The sequence below is a fragment of the Kitasatospora sp. NPDC058032 genome (assembly GCF_042885845.1).
Classification (GTDB): domain Bacteria; phylum Actinomycetota; class Actinomycetes; order Streptomycetales; family Streptomycetaceae; genus Kitasatospora.
Genome location: NZ_JBHVRK010000012.1, coordinates 218,727 through 243,465, shown reverse-complemented (window position 1 = coordinate 243,465; position 24,739 = coordinate 218,727). Strand labels below are relative to the sequence as shown.

The 24,739-nt window shown below is 72.6% G+C and carries 20 protein-coding genes and 2 pseudogenes; 17 read left to right on the top strand and 5 right to left on the bottom strand.

All coding sequences use genetic code 11. From position 1 onward, the window contains the following. Positions 1-24: 24 nt before the first annotated feature. Positions 25-315: pseudogene (locus ACFVUH_RS21155) on the bottom strand (NUDIX domain-containing protein); the annotation flags it as partial. Between the two features lie 386 nt (positions 316-701). Between ACFVUH_RS21155 and ACFVUH_RS21150 the strand changes: the two are divergent. The 11 genes from ACFVUH_RS21150 (at position 702) to ACFVUH_RS21100 (ending at position 13,652) form a co-directional block, all read left to right on the top strand. After that, the gene (locus ACFVUH_RS21150) at positions 702-1,676 is read left to right on the top strand and encodes a phosphotransferase family protein (RefSeq protein WP_387914881.1); all 975 of its coding nucleotides are present in this window, start codon (positions 702-704) and stop codon (positions 1,674-1,676) included. Between the two features lie 710 nt (positions 1,677-2,386). Beyond that, positions 2,387-3,700 carry a VWA domain-containing protein gene (locus tag ACFVUH_RS21145; RefSeq protein ID WP_387914873.1) on the top strand — a complete coding sequence of 438 codons (1,314 nt, stop codon included), beginning with the start codon at positions 2,387-2,389 and terminating at the stop codon, positions 3,698-3,700. Positions 3,701-3,982: 282 nt separating this feature from the next. Next, entirely contained in the window at positions 3,983-5,599 is a 1,617-nt protein-coding gene (locus ACFVUH_RS21140) for an alpha/beta hydrolase (protein WP_387914872.1), read from the top strand. 122 nt (positions 5,600-5,721) lie between these two features. Further along, positions 5,722-6,126 (top strand): hypothetical protein, encoded by a 405-nt coding sequence (locus tag ACFVUH_RS21135; protein WP_387914871.1) that lies wholly within the window; start codon positions 5,722-5,724, stop codon positions 6,124-6,126. Beyond that, a complete protein-coding gene (locus ACFVUH_RS21130; protein WP_387914870.1) occupies positions 6,120-6,422 on the top strand; it encodes a hypothetical protein in 303 nt (100 codons plus the stop codon). The genes ACFVUH_RS21135 and ACFVUH_RS21130 overlap by 7 nt, the downstream gene beginning before the upstream one ends. Further along, positions 6,422-7,222, top strand: coding sequence for an aldo/keto reductase (locus ACFVUH_RS21125; protein WP_387914869.1), 801 nt, complete (start codon positions 6,422-6,424; stop codon positions 7,220-7,222). Before ACFVUH_RS21130 ends, ACFVUH_RS21125 begins: the two co-directional genes overlap by 1 nt. 280 nt (positions 7,223-7,502) lie before the next feature. Continuing rightward, complete coding sequence (gene ftsH / locus ACFVUH_RS21120; protein ID WP_387914868.1) at positions 7,503-9,524, top strand: ATP-dependent zinc metalloprotease FtsH; 2,022 nt, start codon at positions 7,503-7,505, stop codon at positions 9,522-9,524. Between the two features lie 198 nt (positions 9,525-9,722). Beyond that, complete coding sequence (locus tag ACFVUH_RS21115; RefSeq protein WP_387914867.1) at positions 9,723-9,920, top strand: hypothetical protein; 198 nt, start codon at positions 9,723-9,725, stop codon at positions 9,918-9,920. Positions 9,921-10,044: 124 nt separating this feature from the next. Beyond that, complete coding sequence (locus ACFVUH_RS21110) at positions 10,045-11,340, top strand: glutamine synthetase (protein WP_387914866.1); 1,296 nt, start codon at positions 10,045-10,047, stop codon at positions 11,338-11,340. Further along, entirely contained in the window at positions 11,330-12,469 is a 1,140-nt protein-coding gene (locus ACFVUH_RS21105; RefSeq protein WP_355368165.1) for an amidohydrolase family protein, read from the top strand. The genes ACFVUH_RS21110 and ACFVUH_RS21105 overlap by 11 nt, the downstream gene beginning before the upstream one ends. After that, a complete protein-coding gene (locus ACFVUH_RS21100; RefSeq protein ID WP_387914865.1) occupies positions 12,462-13,652 on the top strand; it encodes a M20 family metallopeptidase in 1,191 nt (396 codons plus the stop codon). Before ACFVUH_RS21105 ends, ACFVUH_RS21100 begins: the two co-directional genes overlap by 8 nt. A gap of 134 nt (positions 13,653-13,786) precedes the next feature. On the opposite strand, the gene ACFVUH_RS21095 is transcribed toward ACFVUH_RS21100, so the two are convergent. Together ACFVUH_RS21095 and rocD are read right to left on the bottom strand one after the other, a co-directional pair. After that, positions 13,787-14,614: a MurR/RpiR family transcriptional regulator gene (locus tag ACFVUH_RS21095; RefSeq protein ID WP_355368171.1), complete on the bottom strand. Its 828-nt coding sequence runs from the start codon at positions 14,612-14,614 to the stop codon at positions 13,787-13,789. A 142-nt stretch (positions 14,615-14,756) separates the two neighbouring features. Beyond that, positions 14,757-16,031: an ornithine--oxo-acid transaminase gene (gene rocD, locus ACFVUH_RS21090; protein ID WP_387914864.1), complete on the bottom strand. Its 1,275-nt coding sequence runs from the start codon at positions 16,029-16,031 to the stop codon at positions 14,757-14,759. 347 nt (positions 16,032-16,378) lie between these two features. Here rocD and ACFVUH_RS21085 point away from each other — a divergent pair, with 347 nt between their 5' ends. The 3 genes from ACFVUH_RS21085 (at position 16,379) to ACFVUH_RS21075 (ending at position 20,830) form a co-directional block, all read left to right on the top strand. Beyond that, positions 16,379-17,725 carry a M20 family metallopeptidase gene (locus ACFVUH_RS21085; protein ID WP_387914863.1) on the top strand — a complete coding sequence of 449 codons (1,347 nt, stop codon included), beginning with the start codon at positions 16,379-16,381 and terminating at the stop codon, positions 17,723-17,725. 75 nt (positions 17,726-17,800) lie between these two features. Further along, positions 17,801-19,231 carry a purine-cytosine permease family protein gene (locus ACFVUH_RS21080; protein ID WP_387914862.1) on the top strand — a complete coding sequence of 477 codons (1,431 nt, stop codon included), beginning with the start codon at positions 17,801-17,803 and terminating at the stop codon, positions 19,229-19,231. 540 nt (positions 19,232-19,771) lie between these two features. Next, complete coding sequence (locus tag ACFVUH_RS21075) at positions 19,772-20,830, top strand: sodium:calcium antiporter (RefSeq protein WP_387914861.1); 1,059 nt, start codon at positions 19,772-19,774, stop codon at positions 20,828-20,830. Positions 20,831-20,954: 124 nt separating this feature from the next. On the opposite strand, the gene ACFVUH_RS21070 is transcribed toward ACFVUH_RS21075, so the two are convergent. Beyond that, positions 20,955-21,545, bottom strand: a complete 591-nt coding sequence (locus tag ACFVUH_RS21070) for a helix-turn-helix domain-containing protein (protein WP_355368186.1) — start codon at positions 21,543-21,545, stop codon at positions 20,955-20,957. A 152-nt stretch (positions 21,546-21,697) separates the two neighbouring features. Between ACFVUH_RS21070 and ACFVUH_RS21065 the strand changes: the two genes are divergently transcribed. From ACFVUH_RS21065 to ACFVUH_RS21055, 3 genes and pseudogenes are all read left to right on the top strand, one after another. Beyond that, positions 21,698-22,825 carry an ABC transporter permease gene (locus ACFVUH_RS21065; protein ID WP_387914860.1) on the top strand — a complete coding sequence of 376 codons (1,128 nt, stop codon included), beginning with the start codon at positions 21,698-21,700 and terminating at the stop codon, positions 22,823-22,825. Continuing rightward, a pseudogene (locus tag ACFVUH_RS21060) lies at positions 22,822-23,100 on the top strand (ATP-binding cassette domain-containing protein); the annotation flags it as partial. The gene ACFVUH_RS21065 and the pseudogene ACFVUH_RS21060, both read left to right, overlap by 4 nt. Before the next feature lie 134 nt (positions 23,101-23,234). Next, positions 23,235-23,537: an ATP-binding cassette domain-containing protein gene (locus tag ACFVUH_RS21055; protein ID WP_387914859.1), complete on the top strand. Its 303-nt coding sequence runs from the start codon at positions 23,235-23,237 to the stop codon at positions 23,535-23,537. 214 nt (positions 23,538-23,751) lie between these two features. Here the strand turns inward: ACFVUH_RS21055 and ACFVUH_RS21050 are convergent, their stop codons facing one another. Further along, on the bottom strand, positions 23,752-24,579 hold the full coding sequence (locus ACFVUH_RS21050) for an isocitrate lyase/phosphoenolpyruvate mutase family protein (protein ID WP_387914858.1): 828 nt from the start codon (positions 24,577-24,579) through the stop codon (positions 23,752-23,754). Positions 24,580-24,739: the final 160 nt, after the last annotated feature.

The window sequence follows — 24,739 nt, the reverse complement described above, 5'->3', positions numbered from 1 at the left end:
GAACGTCCAGCGATCGAGCACCTCGTCGAGGGGGACCATGCGGACCGCCAGACCCTCGTCGTCGAGCCGCAGGTCGCCCTCCGGGCCGTCCCGGAAGGCGTGCAGGACACGGGTGAGCGGGAGGCCGAGGTCGTGGTGCGGATCGGGGAGGGGCCGCAGCCCGGTGATCTCGATGCCGGCCCTCTCGCGGACCTCGCGCGCCGCGCTCTCCCAGGCGCTCTCGAACCGCCACTCGGTGTGCTCGGCCGGGTCGAGGCGGATCAGGGTCTGCTGCTCCTCGGTGAGGACGCCGCCGTCGAAGACGTAGCCGCACATCGGGACGGGGCAAGAGCTGCCGGCCTGCTCGTGGATGACGGCGACCAGGCGTCTGCGGGCGATGACCTCGGGGTTCGCCGCGGCGAGGTCCCACGGGAGAAGCAGGCGGGTTCGCTGATTTCTGGGCTGGGGGTGCCCAGGAACCTACGTGTGAGTGGTTCCTCGACGGCTTTGAGTACGGCGGGTTCGGGGCCCTGAAGCTGGTGGGCTGACGTGATCAACTGTCACCAGTTCCCCGCGGACGGCTCACGAGTCACTGCCAGTGAGTGATCTTGGCTCGCGGGCACCCGGATGCGGCCAAAGCCAGTCGCCTCCTCGCTGGTGCTCCCGTAGGGTTCGCGGGTTATCGCGATGGAGAGGTGGTTCGGAACGTGGCACCCAGGACAATGACGCGAGAGCAGTTGGCGGGAGCGGCGCGCGCCGCGCTGGGCGGCGGGCGGCGGCTTGAGGGGGTCGAGCGGGTCGCAGGCGGCAGCAAGAAGGGTGTGTACCGCCTGGTCATGGACGACGCGACGACTGCGATTGCCTATTTGTGGGACGACACCGAGAACTACTGGCCGGCGGCCGAAGACGACGACGACCTCACCGACCCGTTCTCGCCCGGCCTCGGGCTCGATCTGTTCCAGGCCGCACACGCGCGGCTGGACGGGCTCGGCGTCCGCGTTCCGGCGATCCGTCTCCTCGACCGCGACGGGGCTCACTGCCATGCGGACCTTGCGATCGTCGAGGACCTTCCGGGGGAGAGCCTTGAGGAGTTGCTCGCGCGCGACCCTGGCGCGGCGGCTGTGGTCATGGCCCGGCTCGCGGAGTCGCTGGAGGCCATGCGAGGTCACCGCGCACCGGCCTACGGCAAGGTGGCAGTGGTCGACGGTGGAGGAACGTCGCACGGTACGTCGTGCGAGGGTGTGGTTCTTAGCCGTGCGCTGCGGGACCTTGCCGAGGCGGCCTCCCGCGATCCGAGGATCATGGGTGTCAGCGGACGGCTGGAAGAGCGGCTGCTGGCCTTGGCGGCGGCGGTGCGGCCACGCACGGAGTATGCGGTCGTGCACGGTGAGCTGGGGCCCGACCATGTGCTGGTGGATGCGGACGGGAACCCCGTGGCGATCGACATTGAGGGATTGATGTACTTCGATGTCGAGTGGGAGCACGTCTTTCTGCGAATCCGTCTGCACGACGCCTACCAGCCGCTGGCGGTGGACGGCTTGGACGAGGACCGGCTCGCGCTCTACATGCTCGCGCAGCGGCTCTCGCTGACGGCGGGTCCCTTGCGGCTGCTTGACGGGGACTTCCCTGATCGGGCCTTCATGGCGGGCATCGCCGAGTACAACCTGAAACAGGCACTGAAACTGGCCCACGCCTGAACTTACCCATGCGTCTCGGTTCTCAGCGGGGGACAGGGCCGCCACGGTGAGGATGGGCCGTGTGGATGTTCTTCATGGCCGTGGTGACGGAGATTCCGAAGACACGGACGAGATTGACGGGATCTTCGGTCTCGCGGGCCTCGTCCAGGATTCTGTCGACGCGGACAGCGCGCAGAGTCACACCGACAGGGTCGAAGCGCCGTAGATGTAGTCACCACTGACGGGGTTGGTGGTGCTGGCGGTTTGCCGGGTGATGAGCAGGTGGGGTTGGCGGTGCGTGGCCACCGTCGGTGCCGGTAGCGCAGCCAGGCGTGCAGCAGCGTCGAATGATGAAGATATGAGTCGAAGCATCTGGTGCGATCTGGAGGTGTCCGATGATGGTGCTGTTCGAGTGCGGCGTTCAAGCGGATTTCCTCTGTGCGAGCCCGGGGCGAACAGGGCCGTTTCGCGCTGGCCGATGCGGGCCGCGGCGTCCTCCGGACGGCCGCGAGAAGGGTCGGTGAGGGCCGCGGTGCCCAGTGCTCAGGCGGCGAGAGGCTGTTCGAGGGGCGGCGGCCCGGTCGGGTTCGGGGCGGTCGCGGGCGGCTTCGTGGAGGAGGAGGTCGGCCGCGGGGAGCCGGTGTCGGATTCACTCGTTCAGATGCTCGGCTGCTCGATCAAGTTTCGGAAGGGCCGGTGCCGGCGGCCGGAGGCTCGGCGAGACTGGGGGTATGGCTGAGCGATCGTTGGGTGCGGGTGCGAATGTTCCGGTCGACGTGGGTGTCGTTCGGGTGGAGGTCAGTTGGGTGGGCGGGGCCGAGGTCGATGCGTCGGCGGTGTTGGTGGCGGCGGGTGGGCGGGTGCGGGGGGACGGGGACTTCGTGTTCTACAACCAGCCGCGGCATGCGTCGGGTGCGGTGGCGCATCAGGGGAAGGTGGGCGGGGGTGGGGTGGTGACGGACCGGATCGGGGTGGATCTGGCGCGGGTGGAGCCCGGGGTGGAGCGGATCGTGCTGGCGGCCTCGGTGGACGGGGGTGTGTTCGGGCAGGTGCGCGGGTTGGTGTTGCGGCTGGTCGACGCCGGGACGGAGGGGGAGCTTGCCCGGTTCGAGATGGCGGCCGGGCCGGAGACCGTGCTCATCGGCGGGGAGCTGTACCGGCGCGGCGGGCAGTGGAGGTTCCGGGCGCTGGGGCAGGGGTACGCGTCCGGGCTTGCGGGGCTGGCGGCCGACTTCGGGGTCACCGTGGACCAGGAGGCGCGGCAGGGTGGGGGTGCGGAGGCAGCGGAGGAGGCGCGGCTGCCTGACGGGATGCGGGAGCGGTTGTCGCTGCGCAAGCGGCAGGTGGCCGTGAGTCTGGAGAAGCACGGGGCGACGGGCACGGTGGCCCGGGTCGTGCTGGTGCTGGACGCCTCGGGGTCGATGTCGGCGCTCTACGCCCGGGGCGTGGTGGCCGATGTGGTCGAGCGGATGGTGGCGGTGGCGGCGCAGCTGGACGACGACGGGGCGATGCAGGCGTGGACGTTCGCCTCGAACCCGGCCCGGCTGCCGGATCTGCGGGTGGGGGAGTTGCCGGAGTGGTTGCGGCACGTGCGGGTCGGACAGCTCGGCGGCCTGTTCGGGCGCCGTCTGCGGCGGCGCGCCCTGCTGCCCGACGGCGAGGTCGACATGAGGGAGGTCGGGATCGGCAACGAGGAGCAGAAGGTCATCGCCGAGGTCCGGGAGTACGTGCGCCGCAATCCGGCCGGGGTGCCCACCCTGGTGCTGTTCTTCTCCGACGGCGGTGTCTACCGGAACGCCGAGATCGAGCGGGAGCTGCGGGAGGCCGTGGAGGAGCCGGTGTTCTGGCAGTTCGTGGGCCTGGGCCGCTCCGACTACGGCGTGCTGCAGCGCTTCGACGACCTGCCCGGACGGCGCGTGGACAACGTCGGCTTCTTCTCGGTGGACGACATCAGCACGCTGCCCGACCCGGAGCTGTACGACCGGCTGCTGTCCCAGTTCCCGCGCTGGGTCACGGCCGCCCGGCGGGCCGGCATTCTGCGGTAGCCGCAAGGGCGGGGGTGGGGCATTGCGGCGCCACCGCCGAGGGAGCTGGATCGGGTCGGCCGGTGGGACGTGCCGGATGAGAGGTGAACTCGGCACTGTTCACCGGGAGTTCGACTTTGCCGCTGAAGTACGGGTACCGCTGGGCCGTTCCGGTGACCGGGGTGCTCTACCGCGGCGGGTGCGGCTCCGGGACGGCGAAGGGAAGGCCGATCGTAGAAGTCGCCCCGGCCGGGTGCCCGCGTGCCCGGCCGAGAACGATTCTCACGCTGCCGAGGAGGCACCATGACCGGGTCCCACCACAGCCGCACCGCCCGCCGTACCGCTCCCACCACCGCCGGGCGGCCCCGTATCCCTCGGCGCACCGTCACGGCCGGTCTCGCCCTGGCGGCCTGCCTGGCCGTCACCGCCACCGTGGCCCTTCCGGCGCAGGCCGCGGACTCCGCTGACGGCGCCCCAGGGCTGGACCGCTACTACCGGCAGCGCCTCGACTGGCACGGCTGCGTCCTCGGCCCGGACGACCAGGACGGTGCCGCGCTCGAACAGGCCGGCGCCCGCTGCGCGGACGTCACCGTGCCGCTCGACTACCGCGACCCCGGCGGACGCACCGTCACGCTGGCGCTCTCCCGGATCAAGGCCACCGACACCCGCCACCGGATCGGTGCCCTGGTGCTCAACGACGGCGGGCCCGGCGGTCCGACGATCGGCGCGCCGCCCCGGGTGCACGCCGCGCTCAAGGAGACAGCGGGGCGCTACGACATCGTCGGGCCGGACCCGCGCTTCGTCGGCCGGAGCGAGCCGGTCGACTGCGGCTGGCCGGTCGGCTTCAGCCTCCGGTCGGCGGGGATCGGCCGTGCGGGTTTCGAGCGCCAGGTCTCCTTCCAACGGGACCTGGCGGCGAGGTGCCGCTCGGCGGCCGGCGACCTGTTGCCGTTCGCGAGCACCCGCGACGCGGCCCGGGACCTGGACGTGGTCCGGGGCGCGCTCGGCGAGCGGCGGATCTCCTACCTCGGCCTGTCCTACGGCACCTACCTCGGCACGGTGTACACCCAGATGTTCCCCGGCCGCTACGACCGGATGGTCCTCGACAGCGCGCTGGACCCGCGCCACGCCGGACCCTCGTTCATTCCGATCGGGGTGGCGGGCAACGACCGGGCCTTCGCCGACTGGGCGGACTGGGTCGCGGCCCGCCACGACACCTACGGCCTCGGCCGCACCCGCGAGGAGGTGACCGCCGGGATCCTGCGGACGGTCGGGACGGCCGCGGCCCGCCCGCTCGTCGTCGGCACCGGCACCGATGCCGTCGAGATCGACGACTCCCAGGTACCGGCGCTGTTCTTCATGAAACTGTCCAGCGACTCGGACGTGGACCGGGCCTCGCTCGCCGAACTGGCGGTGCTGCTCACCGGGGCTGCGGGGGGCCGACCGGTCACCGCTCCTCCGCAGACCCTCGCGCTGCTGCGCTTCCTGTTCGGCGCGCAGGGGTCCTCGGCCGGAAGTGCCCTCCAGGCCATCCTCTGCGCGGACGGCACCGCGCCCCGCGACCCCGAGCGCTACTGGCACGAGATCGAGCGCAGCCGCGCGGCGAGCCCGCTGTTCGGCCCGCTGCTCGACAACATCACCCCCTGCGCCTTCTGGGACCGTCCGCGCGAGGAGCCCACCGAGGTGCGCCGCGATGCCCGGGTGCTGATCCTCGCCGCCACCGGGGACCCGCGCACCCCCTACCGGGACGGCGTCACGTTGCACGGACTGCTGCCGGGCTCACGGTTGCTGACCCTGCAGGGCGCCAACCGGCACGAACTGTACGGGACCTACGGCAACGCGTGCGTGGACGACGCGGTCAACGCCTACCTGGCCGGCGGACGCCTGCCCAAGGCCGACGTGGTCTGCGCCCGGGGGTAGCCGGCCACTCGTAGGGCGAGGATCTGCCCTCATGCCGCAATGGATACCGACTCGCTGCTCACCGCGGTCTCCGAGAACGGGCCGGCTGCGTCGCCCGGTGCTCCGGTGACTACAGTGCCCTCATGGCCAAGAGACCGACCGACGTCTGGCGTGAGTCCATCGCCGAAGAAGCCGCAGCGGTGGCGGCGGGAACGCTCGACCCGGAGTGCGCGTACAGCGCCGGGTTCTTTCCCGAGAGCCTCCTGACCACCACCGACGACGTCCTCGCCGCCTTCGAGGCCGACGTGGCGGCGCTGGACGGGAGCCCGTCCGACGACGACGTCCTTGGCGCCGTCGAGCGGGTCGTGCTGGAGCTCAACCGCGTCAACGAGGCTCATGACGAGGCCGCGTACGAAACCGACGAGCGCGAACTGCTCTGCGCGTACATCGACGCCTCCCTCGTCGCCGCCGGCATCGACGTCGCCGCCCTCGCCGAACGGCAGGGACTCGGCCGTCATGAGATCACCGACCGCTGGCGGGAATGGTGATCGGAGCGCAGGAGCTCAGGGCCGACCGGTACCGGCGCAGGAACGGGTTCCTGGCGCTCGCCGACATGGCCGTCCTCGCCGGGACGAATGTGGTCCTCGATCCCTTCTCGACCTTGATCGCCCTCGACGCCGTGATCGGTGAGGGTCCCGACCCGGACCTGCGCGGCGCCGTGCCCAAGGGAGCAGGGCTCGCCCGCGGGATCCGGCTCGAGGCCGGCGACGTCGTGAACGGCCTGGGCGGCTTCGCGACGGCGACCATCGAGCGCCGGCTCGCCTACCACCCGCGGAGCAAGTGATGAACAGGGCGACGACCCACCCGGCCGGCGGAGTCGAACTCGGGCTCGGCCTGATCGGCATCGGCCGGCCGTGGCCCACGCCGGAATCCGTCGTGTGCCCCGCCGAACAGGCCTGGGCCCTGCTCGACCGGGCCGTCGAGCTGGGCATCCGCTTCTTCGACACCGCCGCCGCATACGGCCGTAGCGAGGCCGTGCTCGGCGAGTACCTCGCAGGCCTGTCCGCCGGCCGGAGGGAGGAGCTGCTGATCGCGACCAAGTGCGGTGAAGCCTGGCCGGCCGCGGAGGGCGCCCGGCCCGACCACTCGCTGGGCGCCCTGGAGGCGAGCTTCGAGCGGTCCCGCAGGCTGCTGGGCCGCATCGACCTCCTCCAACTGCACAAGTGCACGGTCGACGACCTGCACGACGAGCGCCTTCTCGCCTGGTTCGAGGGCCTGCGGGCTTCCGGCGAGGTCGGCGCCGTCGGGGTCAGCGTCTCATCGGAGGAGGCGTTGCGCACGGCTCTCGACGCCGCCGTCTTCGACACCGTCCAGTTCCCGTCGAACTCCGCCGGCGCCGGGTTCACCGCCGTGTTCGCCGAGGCCGAGCGCTCCCATCTGCCCCTGCTCAACCGGCCCATGGCGTCCGGTGCACTCGCCGGCGCCGGCAACCCCTTCGCCTTCCACGCGGCGGCCTTCCGGCGCGCGGTCGTGCTGACGGGTACGACGCAGGTGAGCCATCTCGAGGCGAATGCGGCGATGTTCGCGACGGCGACGGCGACGGCCGCGGCCGCGGCCGCGACCGCGACAGGTCAGGACCGGTAGACGACCACCACGGATACGCCGCCGAGGGCCGCGACCAGCGCCCCGGCGGCCGGCCGGGCGAGCCCCTGGTGGTCGCCGTGGAGGCTGCGGACGTCACCGTCGGTCACGGCTGCGCTCCGCCCCGTCGTCGCCCCTGCGTCGCATGCCGCGGGATTCTCGCGGTGCACCGGGACCGGCGGGGGAGACCCTGGCCCCGGGGTCGGGCCGGTCGGTGGTCGGGTGGGTCGGACGGCCGTGCCGTCGCCCGGCCGGCGGTGGACCATGGAAGCGGAGGCGCACGATGGACGAACGCGATCGCTTTCCCTTCCTGCACCCGACCGGAAGGGCGAAGCCCGGGCTGCCGCCGGACCTTCCGCAGCCCGCGAAACGGGCACCGGCACCGCCGCCGGGTCGGCGGCGGTGGCTGCTGCCGGTCACCATCGCGGTCGTGCTGCTCATCGTCCTGCTGACCCGGGTCCCGTCGGGGTCGGCGAACCGGTACTCCTACACCGACTTCACCGGCAAGGTCGGCGCGGGTCAGGTGAAGACGGTCGAGATCACCGACAAGGGCGCCGTCAGCGGCACGCTGAAGGACGGGACGAAGTTCACCACCCAGCTGCCGACCGCGCTGGACAGCAGCGGGCTCACCCGGCAGCTGGAGTCCCAGCAGGTCGAGATCACGGCGAAGCCGGCCAGTGGCGGGTCGGCGCTGACGACGCTGTTCCTCTTCCTGCCGCTGATCGTCCTGGTAGGGCTGTTCCTCTGGTCGGGCCGGGCGGCGACCAGGGCGATGACCGGCGGCCTGAGCGCGATCGGGCGCTCCCGGGCGAAGATCATCGAGGCGGAACGGCCGGACACCCGGTTCGCCGACGTCGCGGGCTACGAGGGCGTGAAGCAGGAGGTGAGTGAGGTCGTCGAGTACCTCCGGAGCCCCGAGCGGTACGCCGCCGCGGGTGCGAAGGGCCCGCGCGGGGTGATCATGGTCGGCCCGCCGGGTACGGGCAAGACGCTGCTGGCCCGTGCCGTCGCCGGGGAGGCCGAAGTGCCGTTCCTGTCGGTGACCGGGTCCGCGTTCGTGGAGATGTTCGTGGGAGTCGGCGCCTCGCGGGTCCGCGACCTGTTCGAGGAAGCACGCAAGCGGGCTCCGTCGATCATCTTCATCGACGAGATCGACGCCGTCGGTGCCCGGCGCGGCGGAGGAGCGAGGCTCGGCGGGAACGACGAGCGGGAGCAGACCCTCAACCAGCTGCTCGCCGAGATGGACGGCTTCGACCAGAGCGTCGGTATCGTGGTGCTCGCCGCGACCAACCGTCCCGATGCCCTCGACCCGGCGCTGTTGCGGCCGGGCCGCTTCGACCGGCAGGTCACGGTCCCGCTGCCGAACCAGGCGGAGCGGGCGGCCGTCCTCGCCGTCCACGTCCTCGGCAAGACGCTGGCCGACGACGTCGACCTGGACCGCACCGCCCGGGGCACGCCCGGCTTCTCCGGGGCGGACCTGGCGAACCTGGTGAACGAAGCCGCCATCAACGCCGTGCGTTCCGCCCGCACCGTCATCACGGCGCAGGACCTGGACACGGCACGGGACCGGATCCTGCTCGGCCGCCGGGAGTCCTCCAACGCCCTCCTTCCCGAGGAGCGGCGTGCGGTGGCCGTGCACGAGTCCGGCCACGCGCTGATGGCCGCGCTCTGCGAGCACGCCGACCCGGTCGCCAAGGTCACCATCCTGCCGGCCGGCATGGCCCTGGGCGCGACCCAGCAGCTGCCCGAAGCGGAGCGGCATCTCTACAGCCAGGGATACCTGGAGGACCTGCTGACCGTGCAGCTCGGCGGCCGGGCGGCGGAACTGGTCGTCTTCGGCGAGGGTTCCAGCGGGGCCGCCAACGACCTCGCCAACGCGACCGTCGTCGCCACCCGCATGGTCCGGGAGTTCGGCCTCTCCGCGGCCCTGGGGCCCGTCGGCTACACGTCCGGCTCACCCCAGTACCTCGGCGAGAGCCTGGAGGACCGGCTGGGCCGTCCCTACTCCGAACAGACCCAGCGCGCGGTCGACGAGGAAGTGGCCCGGCTGCTGCGGGAGGCGGAGCGGCGGGCGGTGGACCTGCTGCGCGGACACCGCCGGCACCTGGACGAACTCGCCGGGCGGCTGATGTCCGAGGAGACCGTCGACGGGAAGGCCGTGCTCGCCATTCTCGGCACCGGGCAGCCACCGCCCACCTCGCTGCGCAAGCCGCAGAACCCCTCCCCGGCTCCCCCGCGCGACGGGACGGCGGCGTCCGCCGACCGCTCCGGGGACACCGGCCGGGGACCAGGAACAGGGGACTGAGCGGCAGCCCGCGGACCGGCCGGCGGCGATCCCCGTGCCGGCTCGGAGAGGCCGGCGAGGTCTCGGTGAGGTTCGCGGTCGCTGAGCCGGCGGTCGCGATGAATCTGGCGAAGGTGGCGTCCAGGTGGTCGCCGGAGCGGCACTGTACGGCTCCGGGAAGCCGTGCGGGCCCCGACTCCGGATGGAGTCGGGGCCGCCGTGGTTGCCCTCGTCGTCGGCGCCTGGACCTTCATCCCCTCCACGCTGCGCCGCCTGGCGAAGGGCCGGCGCACCGCCCGGGTGGTGCGGGGGTGGGAGGAGGAGACCGATGATCCATCCGATCGGCCCTTCCTCTCCCGGCCTGCCGCCGACCGTCCGCGAGGGCGGAGCGGCACGCCGGGTGCGCCGCACCTGTGAGTGAAACAAAGATTCCGTACCATTTGCTCTTGACCATGAATGAAAGATTTGTAACTCTCACTGGTGTCTGCGGCCCGCCCGCGCATCCGCGCCACGCGGACGCGGCCCGATCGAAGAGGTAGACATGAGTTCTTCATCCACGGTGTTCGTGGCGACCAACGACCTGTCCGGATTCACGCGTGGGCGTGCGGCACCGGGCAACGCCGTCGACGGCGTGCTGCGGCGGGGGGTGGGATGGGTCCCGGCCGATCTCGCGGTGACGGCGTTCGGGGAGATGGCGCCGAACCCGTTCGGGGCGACGGGCGACCTGCGGCTGCTGCCGGCCGAGTCCAGCGGCGTGGACATACCCGCCCGGGGCGACGTGCCGGGGGTGCGTCTGTATCTGGCCGACCAGGTGCTGCCGGACGGCACGCCGTGGGACAACTGCCCGCGCACCTTCGCCCGCAGGGCCCTGGAGGACTTCCGGCGGGCCACCGGGCTGGAGGTGGTGGCCACCTTCGAGCACGAGTTCATGATCCCCGGGCTCGACAGCGGCGCCCCGTTCTCCTTCGCCCGATTCCGCTCCGTCGAGCCGTTCGGCGGCGAACTGGTGGCGCTGCTGGACCGGATGGGCCTCGAACCGGAGACGTGGCTGCCGGAGTTCGGCACCGACCAGTTCGAGATCACCCTGCGCCCGGCCGACGGCATGACCGCCGCGGACCGCGCGGTCGTCCTGCGGGAAGTGGTGCGCGACCTGGCGTCGCAGCACGGATTCCGCGCCACCTTCGCGCCACTGCTGCACCCCGAGGGCAGCGGCAACGGCGTGCACGTCCACCTCTCGCTGCGCGACGCGGCGACCGGGCGCCCGGCCCTGTTCGACGCCTCGCGTCCCGGCGGACTGTCCGAGCTGGGCGGACGGTTCAGCGCGGGCATCCTGCGCCACGCCCGGGCGCTGCTCTCGTTCACGGCGGGTAGCCCCAGTTCGTACCTGCGCCTGGCGCCCGAGCGCTGGAGCTCCGCCGGGGTGTTCCTGGCCGAGCGCAACCGGGAGGCCCTGCTGCGGATCTGCCCGACGAGCAGCCTGGGCGGCGGCGTGGCGGCCGACCAGTTCAACCTGGAGTACCGTGCCGCGGACGCGACCGCCAACCCCTGGCTGACACTCGGCGTGCTGGTACGCGCCGGACTGCAAGGAGTGGAGGCCGGCTACCCGCAACCGAGGGTCTGGCCCGAGGAGGCCGGGGGAGCGGACCTCGCGGAGGTCCCCGCCCTGCCGCGCGGCCTGGAGGAGGCCCTCCTCGAACTCGACAAGGACGACGTGGTGTCCGGCTGGTTCTCCGCGGAACTGCTGGAGACGCACCGCTCGGTGAAGCGCACGGAGATGGCCGCGGTCTCGGGTCTGGACGAGCGGGACGTGTGCGGGCGGGTCGCCGATGTCTACTGAGCTGCGCCACCACATCGCCACGCTGCCGCTGGTCGACCACCACGTCCACGCCTCCCTCGCCTCACCGGTCTCCCGCGCGCAGTTCGAGACGCTGATCACCGAATCCGACCGCCCGCTGCCGACCGGGGTCACCCAGTTCGACTCCCAGATCGGGTTCGCCATCCGCCGTCACTGCGCACCGCTGCTGGGTCTGCGCCCGCACGCGTCCGCGGACGCCTACTGGGCCGCGCGCTGCGAACGGACCCCGGAGCAGTTGTCGGACCTCTTCCTCGCCGCGGCCGGTGTCTGTGACTGGTTGTTGGACACCGGTTTCAAGAGTGAGGAGCTGCTGTCGCCCGGCACGCTCGCCGAGCGCCTGCCCTCCCGGTTCTCCGAGATCGTGCGTCTGGAGACCGTTCTTGAGGACGTCGCCCGGGGGAGCAGCGCGGCGCACCTGGCCGAGGACTTCCGGGCGGCGCTCGGTGCGGCGACCGCGTCGGCGGTCGGCCTGAAGTCGATCATCGCCTACCGTCATGGTTTCGACTTCGCTCCCGAGCGCCCCGGCGTCCGGGAGGTGGAGCGGGCGGCCGGCGCCTGGCTTCGCGAGCTGGCGGCGGGTGCTCCCGCCCGGGTGAGCGACCCGGTGCTGCTGCGCATGGCGCTGTGGACGGGCGTGGACACCGGTCTGCCCCTGCAGTTGCACGCCGGGTACGGTGACCCCGATCTGGATCTGCGGCGGTGCGATCCGCTGCTGCTGATGCCCTGGCTCAAGGAGATCGAGGGCACCGGGACGGACCTCGTACTGCTGCACTGCTACCCGTTCCACCGCAACGCGGGGTTCCTCGCCCAGGTGTTTCCGCACGTCTACTTCGATGTGGGTCTGGGGGTGAACTACACGGGCGCGGCCTCCACGGCGGTGGTCGCCGAGAGCCTCGAACTGGCCCCCTTCACCAAGGTGTTGTACTCCTCCGACGCCTGGGGGCCGCCCGAGCTCCATCACCTGGGCGCGGTGCTGTGGCGGCGCGGCATGTCCCGGGTGCTCGGCGGCTGGGTGGAGGAGGGCGAGTGGTCCGAGGCGGACGCCGTCCGTGTCGCCACGATGATCGGACGCACCAACGCGCAGCGTCTCTACGGGCTGCCCCATGACTGACCCGGCCGAGCACGCAGCGCTGTGGTCCGCCCTGGAGCGGCACCTGCCCGCGGCGCTCGACCTCAGGCGCCGGCTGCACCGCCGGCCCGACCTCTCCGGTGACGAGGCGGCGACCAGGGACCTGGTGCTGGCCGCGCTGCCCGGCTCCGGCGGGGCGGTGAAGGCGGCCGAGACCGGCGCCGTCCTGCGCATCGGCGGGCCGGGGCCGGCGATCGGTGTGCGTGGGGAGATGGACGCGCTGCCCGTCACCGAGGACACCGGTGTGCCCTGGGCGTCGGACCGGCCGGGTGCGATGCACGCGTGCGGTCATGACACCCATCTCGCCGCGCTCGTCGCCGTGGCGGGGGCGCTGGCCGAGACCGGGCCGCCGGTTCCCCTGCTCGCCGTGCTCCAGCCGCGCGAGGAGACCTACCCGTCCGGGGCGCGGGACATCACCGCCGGCGGTGTCCTCGAATCCGAGCGGTGCGCGGCCATGGTGGGCGTCCACGTCCAGCCACTGCTGGCCCGGGGAGAGGTGGCGTGCACGGCGGGGGGCGTCAACGGCTCGTCCGACGAGTTCGAGATCGTCGTCCGGGGCAGGCCCGGACACGCGGCGTACCCGCATCTGACCAGTGACGCCCTGCTGGCGCTGTCGGAGGTCGTGGTCGCGCTCCAGAGCGTGGTGAGCCGGTCCGTGGATCCGATGGCTCCCGCCGTGGTGGGCGTGTCGTCGTTCACGGCGGGCAGTGCCGCGAACGTGATCGCCGGCACGGCGCGGGCGACCGGGACCGTGCGGGCGCTGGCCTCCTCGACCAGAGAGTTGATGCACCGGCGGATCACGGAGGTCGCCGAGTCAGTCGCGCGGGCGCACGCCTGCACGGCGTCGGTGACCTTCACCCACGGGGAGCCCGTACTCGACAACGACCCGGTCCTGGCCGGGAGCATCGCGCGCGAACTGGACCGCCGGGGGCTGTCGGTCTCGCGGAACCTGCGCTCCCTGGGGTCGGACGACTTCTCGTACTTCTGCGAGCTGGTGCCCTCGATGATGCTGTTCGTCGGCACGGGCACCTCCGAGCCGCTGCACTCCTCGCGCTTCCTGCCCGATGACGCGGACGTACGTGCCCTGGCGGCCGCGTTGATGGCGGGGTACCTGGGAGCGGTGGCCGTCGTGCGGGACCGTGTCGGCGCCTTCGCGCCCGGGTAGCGGACCACCGGTTGCACAGCCCCGGGGCCGGGCCACCACCGCGGCGGTGATGGCCCGGCCCCGGGGCATCGTGGGTTCCGCGCAACAGCGCACACGCGCACACGCGCACTCGGGCGGTGGTCGCGGCCGTGCGTTCAGGCGTGCTCGATCGCCGTCTCGAACCGTTCGATGCGCCGCCTGCCGGCCGCGCCCGCGGCATCCGTCACCGCCGCCACCAGGCTCTCGCACAGTGCCGTCGCGGCCACCAGGGAGTCGAAGGGTGAGGCGGACTCCACGCGGGCGGGCAGCACGACCTTGGCGAGCTTGGCGATGGGGGAGAGCCAGTTGTCCGTCATCAGGCACACGGTGGCGCCCCGGGCGGCCATGCCCTCGCTGAAGCGGAGGCTGGACTCGCTGTAGCGGCGGTAGTCGAAGACGAGCAGGACCGTGTTGGCGTCGGCGTCGGCGAGCGCCCTGCGGCGCTGCATCTCCTCCGGGCCGACCACGTCGACGTCCTCGCGCAGCTGCCACAGGTGGATGACCAGGTACTCGGCCAGCAGCCGGCTGAACCGGCCCCCGGTCACCCGCACGCTGCGCGACGGGTCGCCGAGCAGCTTCACGAGGGTGGCGAACTCCGAGGCCGGCAGATCCGTGTAGGTGGCCTCCAGCAGCTGCGCGAAGGCCCGGTGCGTCTGCGGGAGCACTCCCTTGGGGGAGGCTGACGCCTTCTCGGCGTACTGCCGCAAGGGCGAGCCCAGTTCCCCGTTCAGCTCGTGGACCAGGGCGCGCTGGAAAGCGGGGAATCCGGTGAAGCCGAGCCGGGTGACGAAGCGGACCACCGTGGCCGAGCTGACCCCGGCGCCGGCGGCGAGGTCCGCGACGGTGGTGAGGCCGGCCGTGGGGTACTGGGCCAGCACCGCCCGGGCGACCTTGCGTTCACCGTTGCTCAGCTCGTCCATGGCGGAGAGCAGAAGCTTCCTCACCGACGTGTGGCCCCCCGGAATCGTCTCCATTCTTCAAGGTTACCAAGGCGAGGCACATGCTGAAACGTTCGTTACACCAGCGGGCCCCGCGCCCGCGCAGAGAGGAGCCCGCCCCCCTGCCGGGGGGCGGGCCGGCGCGTCGTCAGCCCCGCGCCGTGGCGAGGACATCGCCCAGGGCGTCCACGAGCAGGTCGATCTCGTCCTCGGTGGCCACCAGCGCGGGGGCGAAGCGCACGGTCGATCCATGGGTGTCCTTGGCCAGGACGCCGCGCCGCAGGAGGCCCTCGCACGCCTCGCGTCCGGTCATCAGCGCGGGGTCGATGTCGACTCCGGCCCACAGCCCCCTGACCCGCACGGCCAGCACGCCGGCGCCGACCAGTTCCCGCAGGCGGGTGTCCAGCCGCTCGCCCAGGACGCGGGCGCGCTCCTGGTACTCGCCCGTCGCCAGCATCGCGACCACTTCGTGGCCGATGGCGGCCGCCAGGGGATTGCCGCCGAAGGTCGAGCCGTGGGTGCCGGGGGTGATGACACCGAGCACGTCGTCGTCGGCGGCGACCGCGGAGACGGGGTGGAGGCCGCCGCCCAGGGCCTTGCCGAGGACGTAGACGTCCGGGACGACCTCCTCGTGGTCACAGGCGTAGGTGCGCCCGGTGCGGGCCAGGCCGGACTGGATCTCGTCGGCCACCATCAGCACGTTGCGGCGGGTGCACAGCTCGCGCAGGTCCCTGAGGAAGCCGGGCGGCGGGAGGACCACGCCGCCCTCGCCCTGCACGGGTTCGAAGAGGACCGCGACCACCGTGTCGTCGATCGCGTCGGCGAGTGCCCGGATGTCGCCGTACGGGACCCGCGTGAAGCCGGGTGTGAACGGCCCGTAGTCGTCGGTGGCGAGGGGGTCGTCGGAGAAGCCGACGATCGTGGTCGTCCGCCCGTGGAAGTTGCCGCTCATCGTGATGACGGTGGCCCGGCCGGCCTCCACGCCCTTGGTGGCGTAGCCCCACTTGCGGCTCACCTTGATGGCCGTCTCCACCGCCTCGGCGCCGCTGTTCATCGGCAGCACGCGGTCCTTGCCGGTGAGCCCGGCGAGCGCCTCGGCGAACGGGCCGAGCTGGTCGTTGTAGAAGGCCCGGCCGGTCAGGGTCAGCCGGTCGAGCTGCTCGTGGGCGCGCCGCAGCAGGCGCGGCGGGCAGTGACCGAAGTTCAGGGCGGAGTAGCCCGCCAGGCAGTCGAGATAGCGGCGCCCGTCCACGTCGGTCACCCAGGCGCCGTCGCCGCCGGAGAGGACGACGGGCAGGGGGTGGTAGTTGCGCGCGGCGAAGCGCTCCGTGCGCTCGATGTGTTCCCGCGCCGTCCGTGACGGGGTCGGCGCGCCCGCCGCCGCGTGGCCAAGGCTCGCGCGTCCTTCGCCGTTCCGGTCCATCCCGGCCTCCGCCTTCCCGGCCGCCGGCACAGGGGCGACGACCGAAATTGTGGGTTCATGTGGTGACTTTGACACCTAACATGAAATATCCCTTTCATTCAAGGGCGTGGGGGCGGGTCGCGGGAGCGGGTCGATGGTGTCGCCTGTCCGGGTGCTCGGGGGCCGCTCCCGGGCCTCGGGCGGCGTCGCGCCCGGGCTTCTCCGGCGCTCCGTGGATGTAACATCCATTACGGAATCGGCTATTGACATGTGAAACCTATCACCTGTTTCATTCTGGCCAAGCGGCGAGGTCCGGCACCGAGACGGTTGCGAGCGCCGCAGTTCCCGAGCGCGCCAGTGGAGGCGTCATGAGCTCCCCCGAAGAAACTTCCCAGTTGAACCGCCTGATGTCCGTCATCGACGGGCTGCGTGACGAGATGACGGCGAGCCTGCAGGAACTCGTCCGGATCCCGTCCGTGAGCCCGAAGTATCCCGGCATCGAGTACAAGGACCATGTCGGCCGCGAAGGCGAGGCCACCGCGCTGCTCACCGGCCTCTACCGCCGCGCCGGGGCGTCCGTGGACGTCTTCGCGGTGGAGGAGGGCCGTGACAACGCGGTCGGCCGGATCACCGGCAAGGGTGAGGGAAACTCACTCATCTTCAACGGCCATGTGGACGTCGTCCCCGGTGGGGACCCCGCCGAGTGGACCAAGGCGCACCCGTTCTCCGGCGAGGTGATCGGTTCCCGGATGTACGGCCGCGGGACCACCGACCAGAAGTCCGGGCTCGTCGCCCAGGCCTACGCCGCGATCGCCCTGCGCGAGGCCGGGATCGAACTCGGCGGAGAACTGCAACTGCAGTGCGTGGTCGGCGAGGAGACCGGCGATCACGCCTGCGGAACGGGCGCGGTGGTCGAACGCGGCTACCTGGCGGACGCGGCGGTCGTCTCGGAGCCGAGCGCGCCGCCCACACCGCTGTCGATCGTGGTGGCCAGCCCCGGACTGCTCTGGTTCTCCGTCACGGTCGAGGGCAAGAAGGTGCACGGCTCCATGCGGGGCGCCACCATCCACCCCACCCAGCCCGGCGACGCGATCGGCGTGAACGCGATCGACAAGGTGGTCCTTCTCTACCAGGCGCTGCGCGCACTCGAGGACGAGTGGGCCCGCACCCAGCGGCACGACCTCTGGTACAACGGCCACTTCTCCTTGCTGCCCGGCGCCATGCGCGGCGGCCCCGGCGACCTGACCGTCCCCTTCGCCCTGTCCGACACGGCCACCATCGAGTACGGGGTCATGTACCACCCCGAGCGCTCCGCCGAGGACGTGATGGCCGAGATCGAGCGCGCCATCGACCGCGCGGCGGACGCCGACCCGTGGCTGCGGACCCACCGCCCGCGCTGCGAGTGGAAGCTCAACTGGGACCCCTTCGTCACCTCGCCCGACGACACCATCAGCCAGGCCGTCGCCGGCGCGTACCGGACCGCGGCCCAGGGCACCGGCTTCAGCGACCAGCCCTCCTACACCGGGCTCTACGGCGTGTGCGACGCGACCGTGTTCACCCGCACCGGCGTGCCGTCGGTCGTCTTCGGCCCCGGCGACCTGCGCGTCGCCCACGGCAACGACGAGTACGTCGATCTCGACGAGGTCTGGCTCGCCGCCCGCACCTACGCCGTCCTGGCCACCCGCTGGTGCGGCACCGCGTCCCCCGTCTCCTGACCCGGACGGACCTCCTGCCCGTCGGCCGCCCCCACCCCCGGCCGCTCCCCGCGCCCCGGACCAGAAGGCTCACTCATGACCACTGACGTCCCCCACAGACAAAGCCCCGACGACAACCCGTCGTCGGCGTACCGCCAGCCGAAGTCGGTGGAGCAGTACGGCCTCGAACCCATACCGGACGACCAGCGGACCGTGCGCTGGTACGACCTGTTCCAGATCATCTTCAACGTGATGCTCAACCCCGGCCTGATCCTCATCGCCGGACTCGCGGTGGTCTCCGGGCTCTCCTTCTGGGCCGCGGTCGTCGCCCAGGTGCTGGGCGTCCTCATCGCCTTCTGCGCCTACACCGTCATGGCCACCGTCGGCGTCGACTACGGTCTGCCCGGGATCGTCTCGACCCGGGCGTTCCTCGGCATCGCGGCCTCGCGCTGGCTGATCTCCCTGCTGCGCGCCGTCAGCTCGGCCTTCTGGTTCGCCTTCCAGACCCTGGCCGGAGCCATGGGCATCCTGGCCGTGCTCGACGCCTGGCTCGGGGTGAGGCCCTCGCTCATCGTCGTCAGCATCGCCTTCGCGGTGCTCCAGGCCTCCGTCGCCCTCTTCGGCTACGAATCCCTCAAGTGGCTGTCGAAGGTCGCCTTCCCGGTCAAGCTCGTCATCCTCGGATACCTCCTGTGGCTGCTCGCCAACCACCAGGCGCCGGGCTTCGCACCGAGCGAGGTCTTCGCCTACTCCGGCTCGGCCGGCTGGAAGTGGGCGGTGTTCGCGGTCTGGGTGAACTCCATCGCGGCGGCATGGTTCAGCCAGGTCACGGACGCGGCCGACTGCTGCCGCTACTCCAAGTCCCGCAAGGACATGTGGATCGGCACCATGGCCGCCGCGCTGCTCGGAACCGCCGGATCCGCCTTCTTCGGCGCCTACGCCGCCGCCGCGACCCTCGGGACGACGGCGAACGCCTTCGAGGTGATCCCCGGCCTCGGCGTCGGCCCGGTCACCCTGATCCTCGTCCTGGTCGTACTGATCCTGGACAACTGGACGATCAACGTACTGAATGTCTACACGGGCGGCCTGGCACTGACGAACCTCGCCACCCGACTCGGACGCTTCTGGTCGACCCTGGTGGTGGCCGCCGCGGGATCGACACTGGCCGCCTTCCCCGCGCTCATCGACGGGTTCAGCGACTTCATGTCGGCGATGGGCAACGTCTTCGCCCCCGTCGTCGGCGTCCTCCTCGCCGACTACCTCGTCATCAAGCGCGGCCGCATCGACGTACCGGCCCTCTTCGACCCCCACGGCCCCTACCGCTACACCGCCGGCGTGAACATCCCGGCCCTCGCCTGGTCCGCCCTCGGCGCCCTCGCCTTCCTCGCCCTGCCCGACACGATCCTCCCGATCCCCCTCGTGGCACTCGCCAGCGGAGCCGGCTACGCCCTCACGGCCAAGGTGCTCGCCGCCCGCCGGCACGCCACCGCCCCCGGCGAACTCCGGCTTCCTACCCACAGCGCATGACCGGACGTCCCGCGCCGCAGCGGCCCCGCACCCCCTGACCGACCACACCACCGAACCCGCCCGGGGCCCGCCCCTCCCACCCGGAGGGCCGGGCCCCGGGCCGGTCCGCACACCACGGCACTTCCCCCGCCGCTGACGGCTTCAGCCGACGGATGTCCGGGCTGTCGGCGTCGTCGGCGCCCGATTCCGCGGACAGCCGGTTCACCAGGTCCGGGCCGGCCGGGGCGGTGGCCGTCGCGGAGAGGACGCGGCCCCGTGAAGCCGTGGTGACGGATGCCGGATGCCGGTGGTTCCGGTGGGGGCGGCCGACGGTATGATCGGCGGCTGCGAAGGGGAGTAGCCCCGCGAACCGGTCGTCGACACGCTGGAGCCCGTTGCCGGGTTCCCGGTGGCCGGGCCCGCCGTCGGCGATGGTGGTGGGCGGGCGAGACCTTCGGCCCGTTGTCGACGACTGTGCGCGTCGGCGGGGCCGGAGTCGTGCTGCCCCCGTGCCGCTCGCCCTTCGGGTTCCCGCCGGTGCGGGAAGGCCTGACGAGTTTCGTGATCCATTTCGTTTTGCTCATCGTGTGCGCGGTGGCGATCTACCTCTCGTGCGAGTGGTTCGTCAACGCGGTGGAGTGGCTGGGCGAGCGCCTCAACGTGGGAAAGATGGCGGTCGGCACGATCCTGGCCGCCTTCGGCACCGCTCTGCCCGAATCGGTGGTCACCCTGGTCGCGGTGACCACCGGAGGCACCGAGGAGGCGAAGAACATCGGCGTGGGCGCCGCGATGGGCGGCCCCCTCGCGCTGGCGACCGTCGCCTACGGCGTCACCGGAGCGGCGCTGTTGGTCAAGCGCCGCCGCGACCGCGCCTCGGCCCTGGCCGCCGGCGTCACCGTCCCGCCCGCCTCGCAGGCGCTGGGCACGGAGAAGGACATGCGGCGCCTGGCGAAGGACCAGAAGTGGTTCCTGCCGATCTTCTTCGTGAAGGTGTCGCTCGGCCTGGTCGCGTTCGCGTTCAAGCCTGCCCTGGGCGTGCTGTTCTTCGCCGCCTACGCCGTGTACTTCTGGCGCGAGATCCGCGCCAGCCGGGCCGACGAGGCCGCCGACGGCGATGACGGGGACGAGGAGGAGCTGGAGGCGCTGAAGATCCAGCCGAAGAAGGACTCGCCGGACACCTGGGCGGTCGTCGTCCAGACCCTGGCCACCCTCGTGGTGATCTTCATCGCCGCTCACTACTTCGTCGCCCAACTCGACGTCATCGGCCCGATGCTCGGCCTGTCCGCCACCGTCACCGCCCTGCTGCTCTCCCCGATCGCCACCGAACTGCCCGAGATCATGAACGCGATCATCTGGGTCCGCCAGGGCAAGGTCAGGCTGGCGCTCGCCAACATCTCCGGCGCGATGATGATCCAGGCCACCGTCCCCAGCGGCATCGGCCTGCTGTTCACCAAGTGGCACTTCGACGGTCCGCTGCTGTGGTCCGGCCTCGTGACCATGGCCGCGATCGTCTACCTCCTGCTGACCATGCGCGCCCACCGGCTCACCCCGGCGCGGCTGACCGTCGCCGCCGGCTTCTACGCGGTCTTCGCCATCGGCCTGATCCCCATGCTCACCTGACCCCGCCCGTACGCGCCCGCCCCGTCCGCCGGGGACGGGGCGGGCCACGGAACCCGCGCCGGACGTCACGGGGTGTGATGCCGGCGGCCCGTTCCCCCCGGCGCACTTCGCGGCCGTCGGACGGTCAGCCGTCCCCGAGGGCGGCCGCGGCCCCCGCCGCGAGGCGGACGGCGCGCCGCGCCACCGCCTCGTACGGGTCACCCGACTCGATCAGCTCGGCCGCCGCGTTCACCAGCCCCTGCAGCAGGCGTGCCGTCCGCACCGGATCCGGGTCGCCCAGCGCGGCGAGCGCCTCGGTCAGTGGCCGCAGGATCTCGGCATGCGCCTCGGCCGCGCCGCGCCGCAGGGCCGCCGCGTCCCGGTCGCGGGCCAGGGCCCGGGCGATGCGGTGTTCGCCGTCGCGCACCAGCGCCAGCTGCGCCCGCACGTACGCGGCGACCTGCTCGGCCGGGGCGGGCGGGGCGGCGGCCATCTCGGCGTGGATGCGTTCGGTCCAGCGTGGGGTGACCTCGCGCACCACCGCCTCCAAGAGCTCGCCGCGGTCGGCGAAGTACTTGTAGACGCTGTTGCGGGCCAGCCCCAGGCGCGCGGCCACCGCGCCGAAGGTCACCGCGGCGGCGTCGCCCTCCTCCAGCAGCTCGCGCGCGGCGACCACCAGCGCGGCACGTTGCTGCGCGCGGTGGTCGGCGACGGTGGCGGCACTGATCCTGGGCATGGAGGCCAGTCTAAGGAGCCCGCCCGGGAGGCCGCCGTCGGCCCGGGCCGGGACCCGGCCCGATGGGGAAGCCACCCCCGCTTGGGGACGAAGCGTCGCCATCTTCTATCTTGGGGACGCCTTGTCCCCAAGATAGAAGAAAGGGCGCCTCCGTGCTCCTCGCTCTGCTCGAACTGAAAGCGGCCCGCGGCCGTTTCCTCCTCATGGGCAGCGTCGTCGTCCTCGTCGCCGCCCTGGTCGGCGTGGTCTCCGGCTTCACCACCGGCCTCGGCGACGACACCGTCTCCGCCCTGCGCCGCCTGCCCGCCACCCACCTCGCCTTCGCCCCCGGCACCTCCACCGACCAGTTCGCCCGCAGCCTCGTCGACGACACCGCCCTCGACGGCTGGCGTGCCCGCCCCGGCGTCCGCGCCACCCCCCTCGGCACCACCATCACCCGCGGCACCACCGGGAGCGGCGTCGAGGTCGACTTCGCCGCCTTCGGCGTCGAACCCGGCTCCTTCCTGGACCCCGCCCCCGGCAGCCTGGAGCGGCCCGACACCGTCGTCGTCTCCCGCCGGCTCGCCGACCAGGGCGTGCGCCCCGGGGACACCCTCACCGTCGACCGCCTCGGCATCACCCTCACCGTCACGGGCACGACCGCCCGCTCCTCCTACGGACACGTCGCCGCGGCCTACCTGCCCATCGCCACCTGGCAGCGCATCCGCTTCACCGCCCCCGGCGCACCGGCCTCCGGCGCACCGGCCTCCGGCCCTTCCGTCGACCGACTCCCCGGCCAGTACACGGCCGTGGCTCTGCAGGCGGACCCCGGCGTCGACCTCGCGGCCGCCGACCGGGACCTGCGCACCCGCACCCTGACCGTCGAAGCCGCCTACCCCGCCGCCCCCGGCTACACCGGCGAACGCGTCACCATGACCTCCATCCAGGCCTTCCTCTACGTCATCGCCCCGCTCGTCGTCGGCGCCTTCTTCGCCGTGTGGACCGTCCAGCGCCAACCCGAGCTCGCCCTGCTGCGCGCCATGGGCGCCTCCCGGCGCCGCCTGCTCGCCCACACCCTCGGCCAGGCCGCCGTCGTCGTCACGGCCGGCGCCCTCGCCGGAGCGGCCCTCGCCGGCGCCGTCGGCCTGCTCGTCGGCTCCAAGGTCCCCTTCAGCCTCCCCGCCACCGCCCTCGCCGCCACCATGGCCAGTGTCATCCTCACCGCCCTGGCCGGCGCCGCCGTCACCCTGCGCCGTGTCGCCACCGTCGACCCCATGACCATGCTCGGAGCCGGACGATGAGCCTGAACCTCCACGACATCACCGTCACCCTCGGCCGCGGCGACTCCCGCACCACCCCGCTGCGCGCACTGAACGCCGACTTCCCGGCCGGCCGGCTCACCGCGCTCGTCGGCCCCTCCGGCTCCGGCAAGTCGACCCTCCTCGCCGTCGCCGGCGCCCTCCTGCGGCCCGACACCGGCCAGGTCCTCCTCGACGGCGCCGACCTCGCCGCGCTCACCCCCTCCGCCCGCGCCCGGCTCCGCCGTGAACGGATCGGCTACGTCTTCCAGAGCGGCAACCTGCTCACCGGCCTCACCGCCCACGAGCAGCTGCTCGCCGCCGCTTCCAGAGCGGCAACCTGCTCACCGGCCTCACCGCCCACGAGCAGCTGCTCGCCGCCGCGTCGGTCGCCGGACGACCGGTCCGCACCGTGCGCGAGCGTGCTCGCCAACTCCTCGCGGACGTCGGCCTCGAACACCGCCTGCGGCACCGCGCCGACACCCTCTCCGGCGGCGAACGCCAGCGCATCGCCATCGCCCGCGCGCTGCTGCTGGAGCCCGCCCTGCTCCTCGTCGACGAACCCACGGCCGCCGTCGACCGCCCCCGGGCCGCCGCCCTGGCCGCCCTCCTCGCCGACACCACCCACCGCCACGGCTGCATCACCGTCGTCGCCACCCATGACCCGGCCGTGGAGAAGGCGGCCGACCGGGTCCTGGACCTCGCCTCCCTCTGACGAGGGCACGCCTTCCCGGCCTGCTCCGTGACCGGTCGGCCGGAGGTGTCGTGCGCGTCCGGTCCGCGATCACGGAAACGACCCGGGGCCGGATCGAGCCGCCGATGGCGGCCGGTCCGGCCCCGGGTCGGCGCTGCGCCCACCATGGACCGGACCCCGGAGGCCATCGCGCCCCGGTCCCTCCGTGGTCACCGGCGGCGACCGGGCTCGGGGGTCAGTGGCGGGGGTAGGGCGCGGAGAACAGCGCGTCGAGCTCCGGGAAGGCCATGGCCTGGGTGAGGGAGTCGTAGCCGCCGGTGCCGAGCAGCTCCTGCGCGGCGCGCCGGGCAGCGGCGTAGGCGGCCTGCGCCACGCCCGAGCCGAGACTGACGCGGGCCACGCCGAGGGCGCCGAGTTCGGCAACGGTCGGAGCGCCCGGACCGGCCATGACGTTCAGTGGGACGGGGACGGCCCCGGCCAGTGCCGTGATGGTGGCGGTGTCGGTGACGCCGGGGACGAAGACGCCGTCCGCGCCCGCATCGACGTACATGCGTGCCCGGGTCAGGGTTTCCTCCAGCCGGGTCTCCGGGGCGCCGAGCCCGAACAGGAAGGTGTCGACACGGGCGTTGAGGAACAGGTCCGAGCCTGCCCGGTCGGCGCTCCGCCGGGCCGCGGCCAGCCGCCTCGCGAGTTCCGCCGGCGGCCGGGTGCCGTCCTCGATGTTGACGCCGACGGCGCCGGCCGCGAGCACCGCGGCCACCGTCTCGCCCACGCCGGCGGCGTCCGTCCCGTACCCGCCCTCGATGTCCGCGGTCACCGGGACGGCGACGGCGGCGGCGATCCGGCCGATCAGCTCCAACGCCCGGTCGCGGGCGAGGACATCACCGTCCGGGGAACCCAGCGACCAGGCGACACCGGCGCTGGTCGTGGCGATCGCCGGGGCGCCCGCGGCCTCGATGACGCGGGCGCTCGCGACGTCCCAGGCGTTGGCGAGGGCCAGGGGTGCGCGTGCGGTGTGCAGGGAGCGGAAGAGGCCGGCGTTGTCCAGGTGCGTGGTGGTCATGGGCGCAGTCAAACACCGGTTGCCGCCCGCGTCCCGGCGGGAATCGGACATGGACGTCCCGGCCCCCGGCCCGGGCGGCCCAGTGCCGGGGGGTTATAAAAAAAAACCAGCCCCCCCGACTGAAATTTGTAGGGGTTTGCGGGGTGGGGGGGTGAAGGGG

Bases quoted from the DNA above. Each gene is read 5' to 3' on its own strand.
- ACFVUH_RS21150 (WP_387914881.1), top strand. From the start codon at position 702: ATGACGCGAGAGCAGTTGGCGGGAGCGGCGCGCGCCGCGCTGGGCGGC.
- ACFVUH_RS21145 (WP_387914873.1), top strand. From the start codon at position 2,387: ATGGCTGAGCGATCGTTGGGTGCGGGTGCGAATGTTCCGGTCGACGTG.
- ACFVUH_RS21140 (WP_387914872.1), top strand. From the start codon at position 3,983: ATGACCGGGTCCCACCACAGCCGCACCGCCCGCCGTACCGCTCCCACC.
- ACFVUH_RS21135 (WP_387914871.1), top strand. From the start codon at position 5,722: ATGGCCAAGAGACCGACCGACGTCTGGCGTGAGTCCATCGCCGAAGAA.
- ACFVUH_RS21130 (WP_387914870.1), top strand. From the start codon at position 6,120: ATGGTGATCGGAGCGCAGGAGCTCAGGGCCGACCGGTACCGGCGCAGG.
- ACFVUH_RS21125 (WP_387914869.1), top strand. From the start codon at position 6,422: ATGAACAGGGCGACGACCCACCCGGCCGGCGGAGTCGAACTCGGGCTC.
- ftsH (WP_387914868.1), top strand. From the start codon at position 7,503: ATGGACGAACGCGATCGCTTTCCCTTCCTGCACCCGACCGGAAGGGCG.
- ACFVUH_RS21110 (WP_387914866.1), top strand. From the start codon at position 10,045: ATGAGTTCTTCATCCACGGTGTTCGTGGCGACCAACGACCTGTCCGGA.
- ACFVUH_RS21105 (WP_355368165.1), top strand. From the start codon at position 11,330: ATGTCTACTGAGCTGCGCCACCACATCGCCACGCTGCCGCTGGTCGAC.
- ACFVUH_RS21100 (WP_387914865.1), top strand. From the start codon at position 12,462: ATGACTGACCCGGCCGAGCACGCAGCGCTGTGGTCCGCCCTGGAGCGG.
- rocD (WP_387914864.1), bottom strand. From the start codon at position 16,031: ATGGACCGGAACGGCGAAGGACGCGCGAGCCTTGGCCACGCGGCGGCG.
- ACFVUH_RS21085 (WP_387914863.1), top strand. From the start codon at position 16,379: ATGAGCTCCCCCGAAGAAACTTCCCAGTTGAACCGCCTGATGTCCGTC.
- ACFVUH_RS21080 (WP_387914862.1), top strand. From the start codon at position 17,801: ATGACCACTGACGTCCCCCACAGACAAAGCCCCGACGACAACCCGTCG.
- ACFVUH_RS21070 (WP_355368186.1), bottom strand. From the start codon at position 21,545: ATGCCCAGGATCAGTGCCGCCACCGTCGCCGACCACCGCGCGCAGCAA.
- ACFVUH_RS21050 (WP_387914858.1), bottom strand. From the start codon at position 24,579: ATGACCACCACGCACCTGGACAACGCCGGCCTCTTCCGCTCCCTGCAC.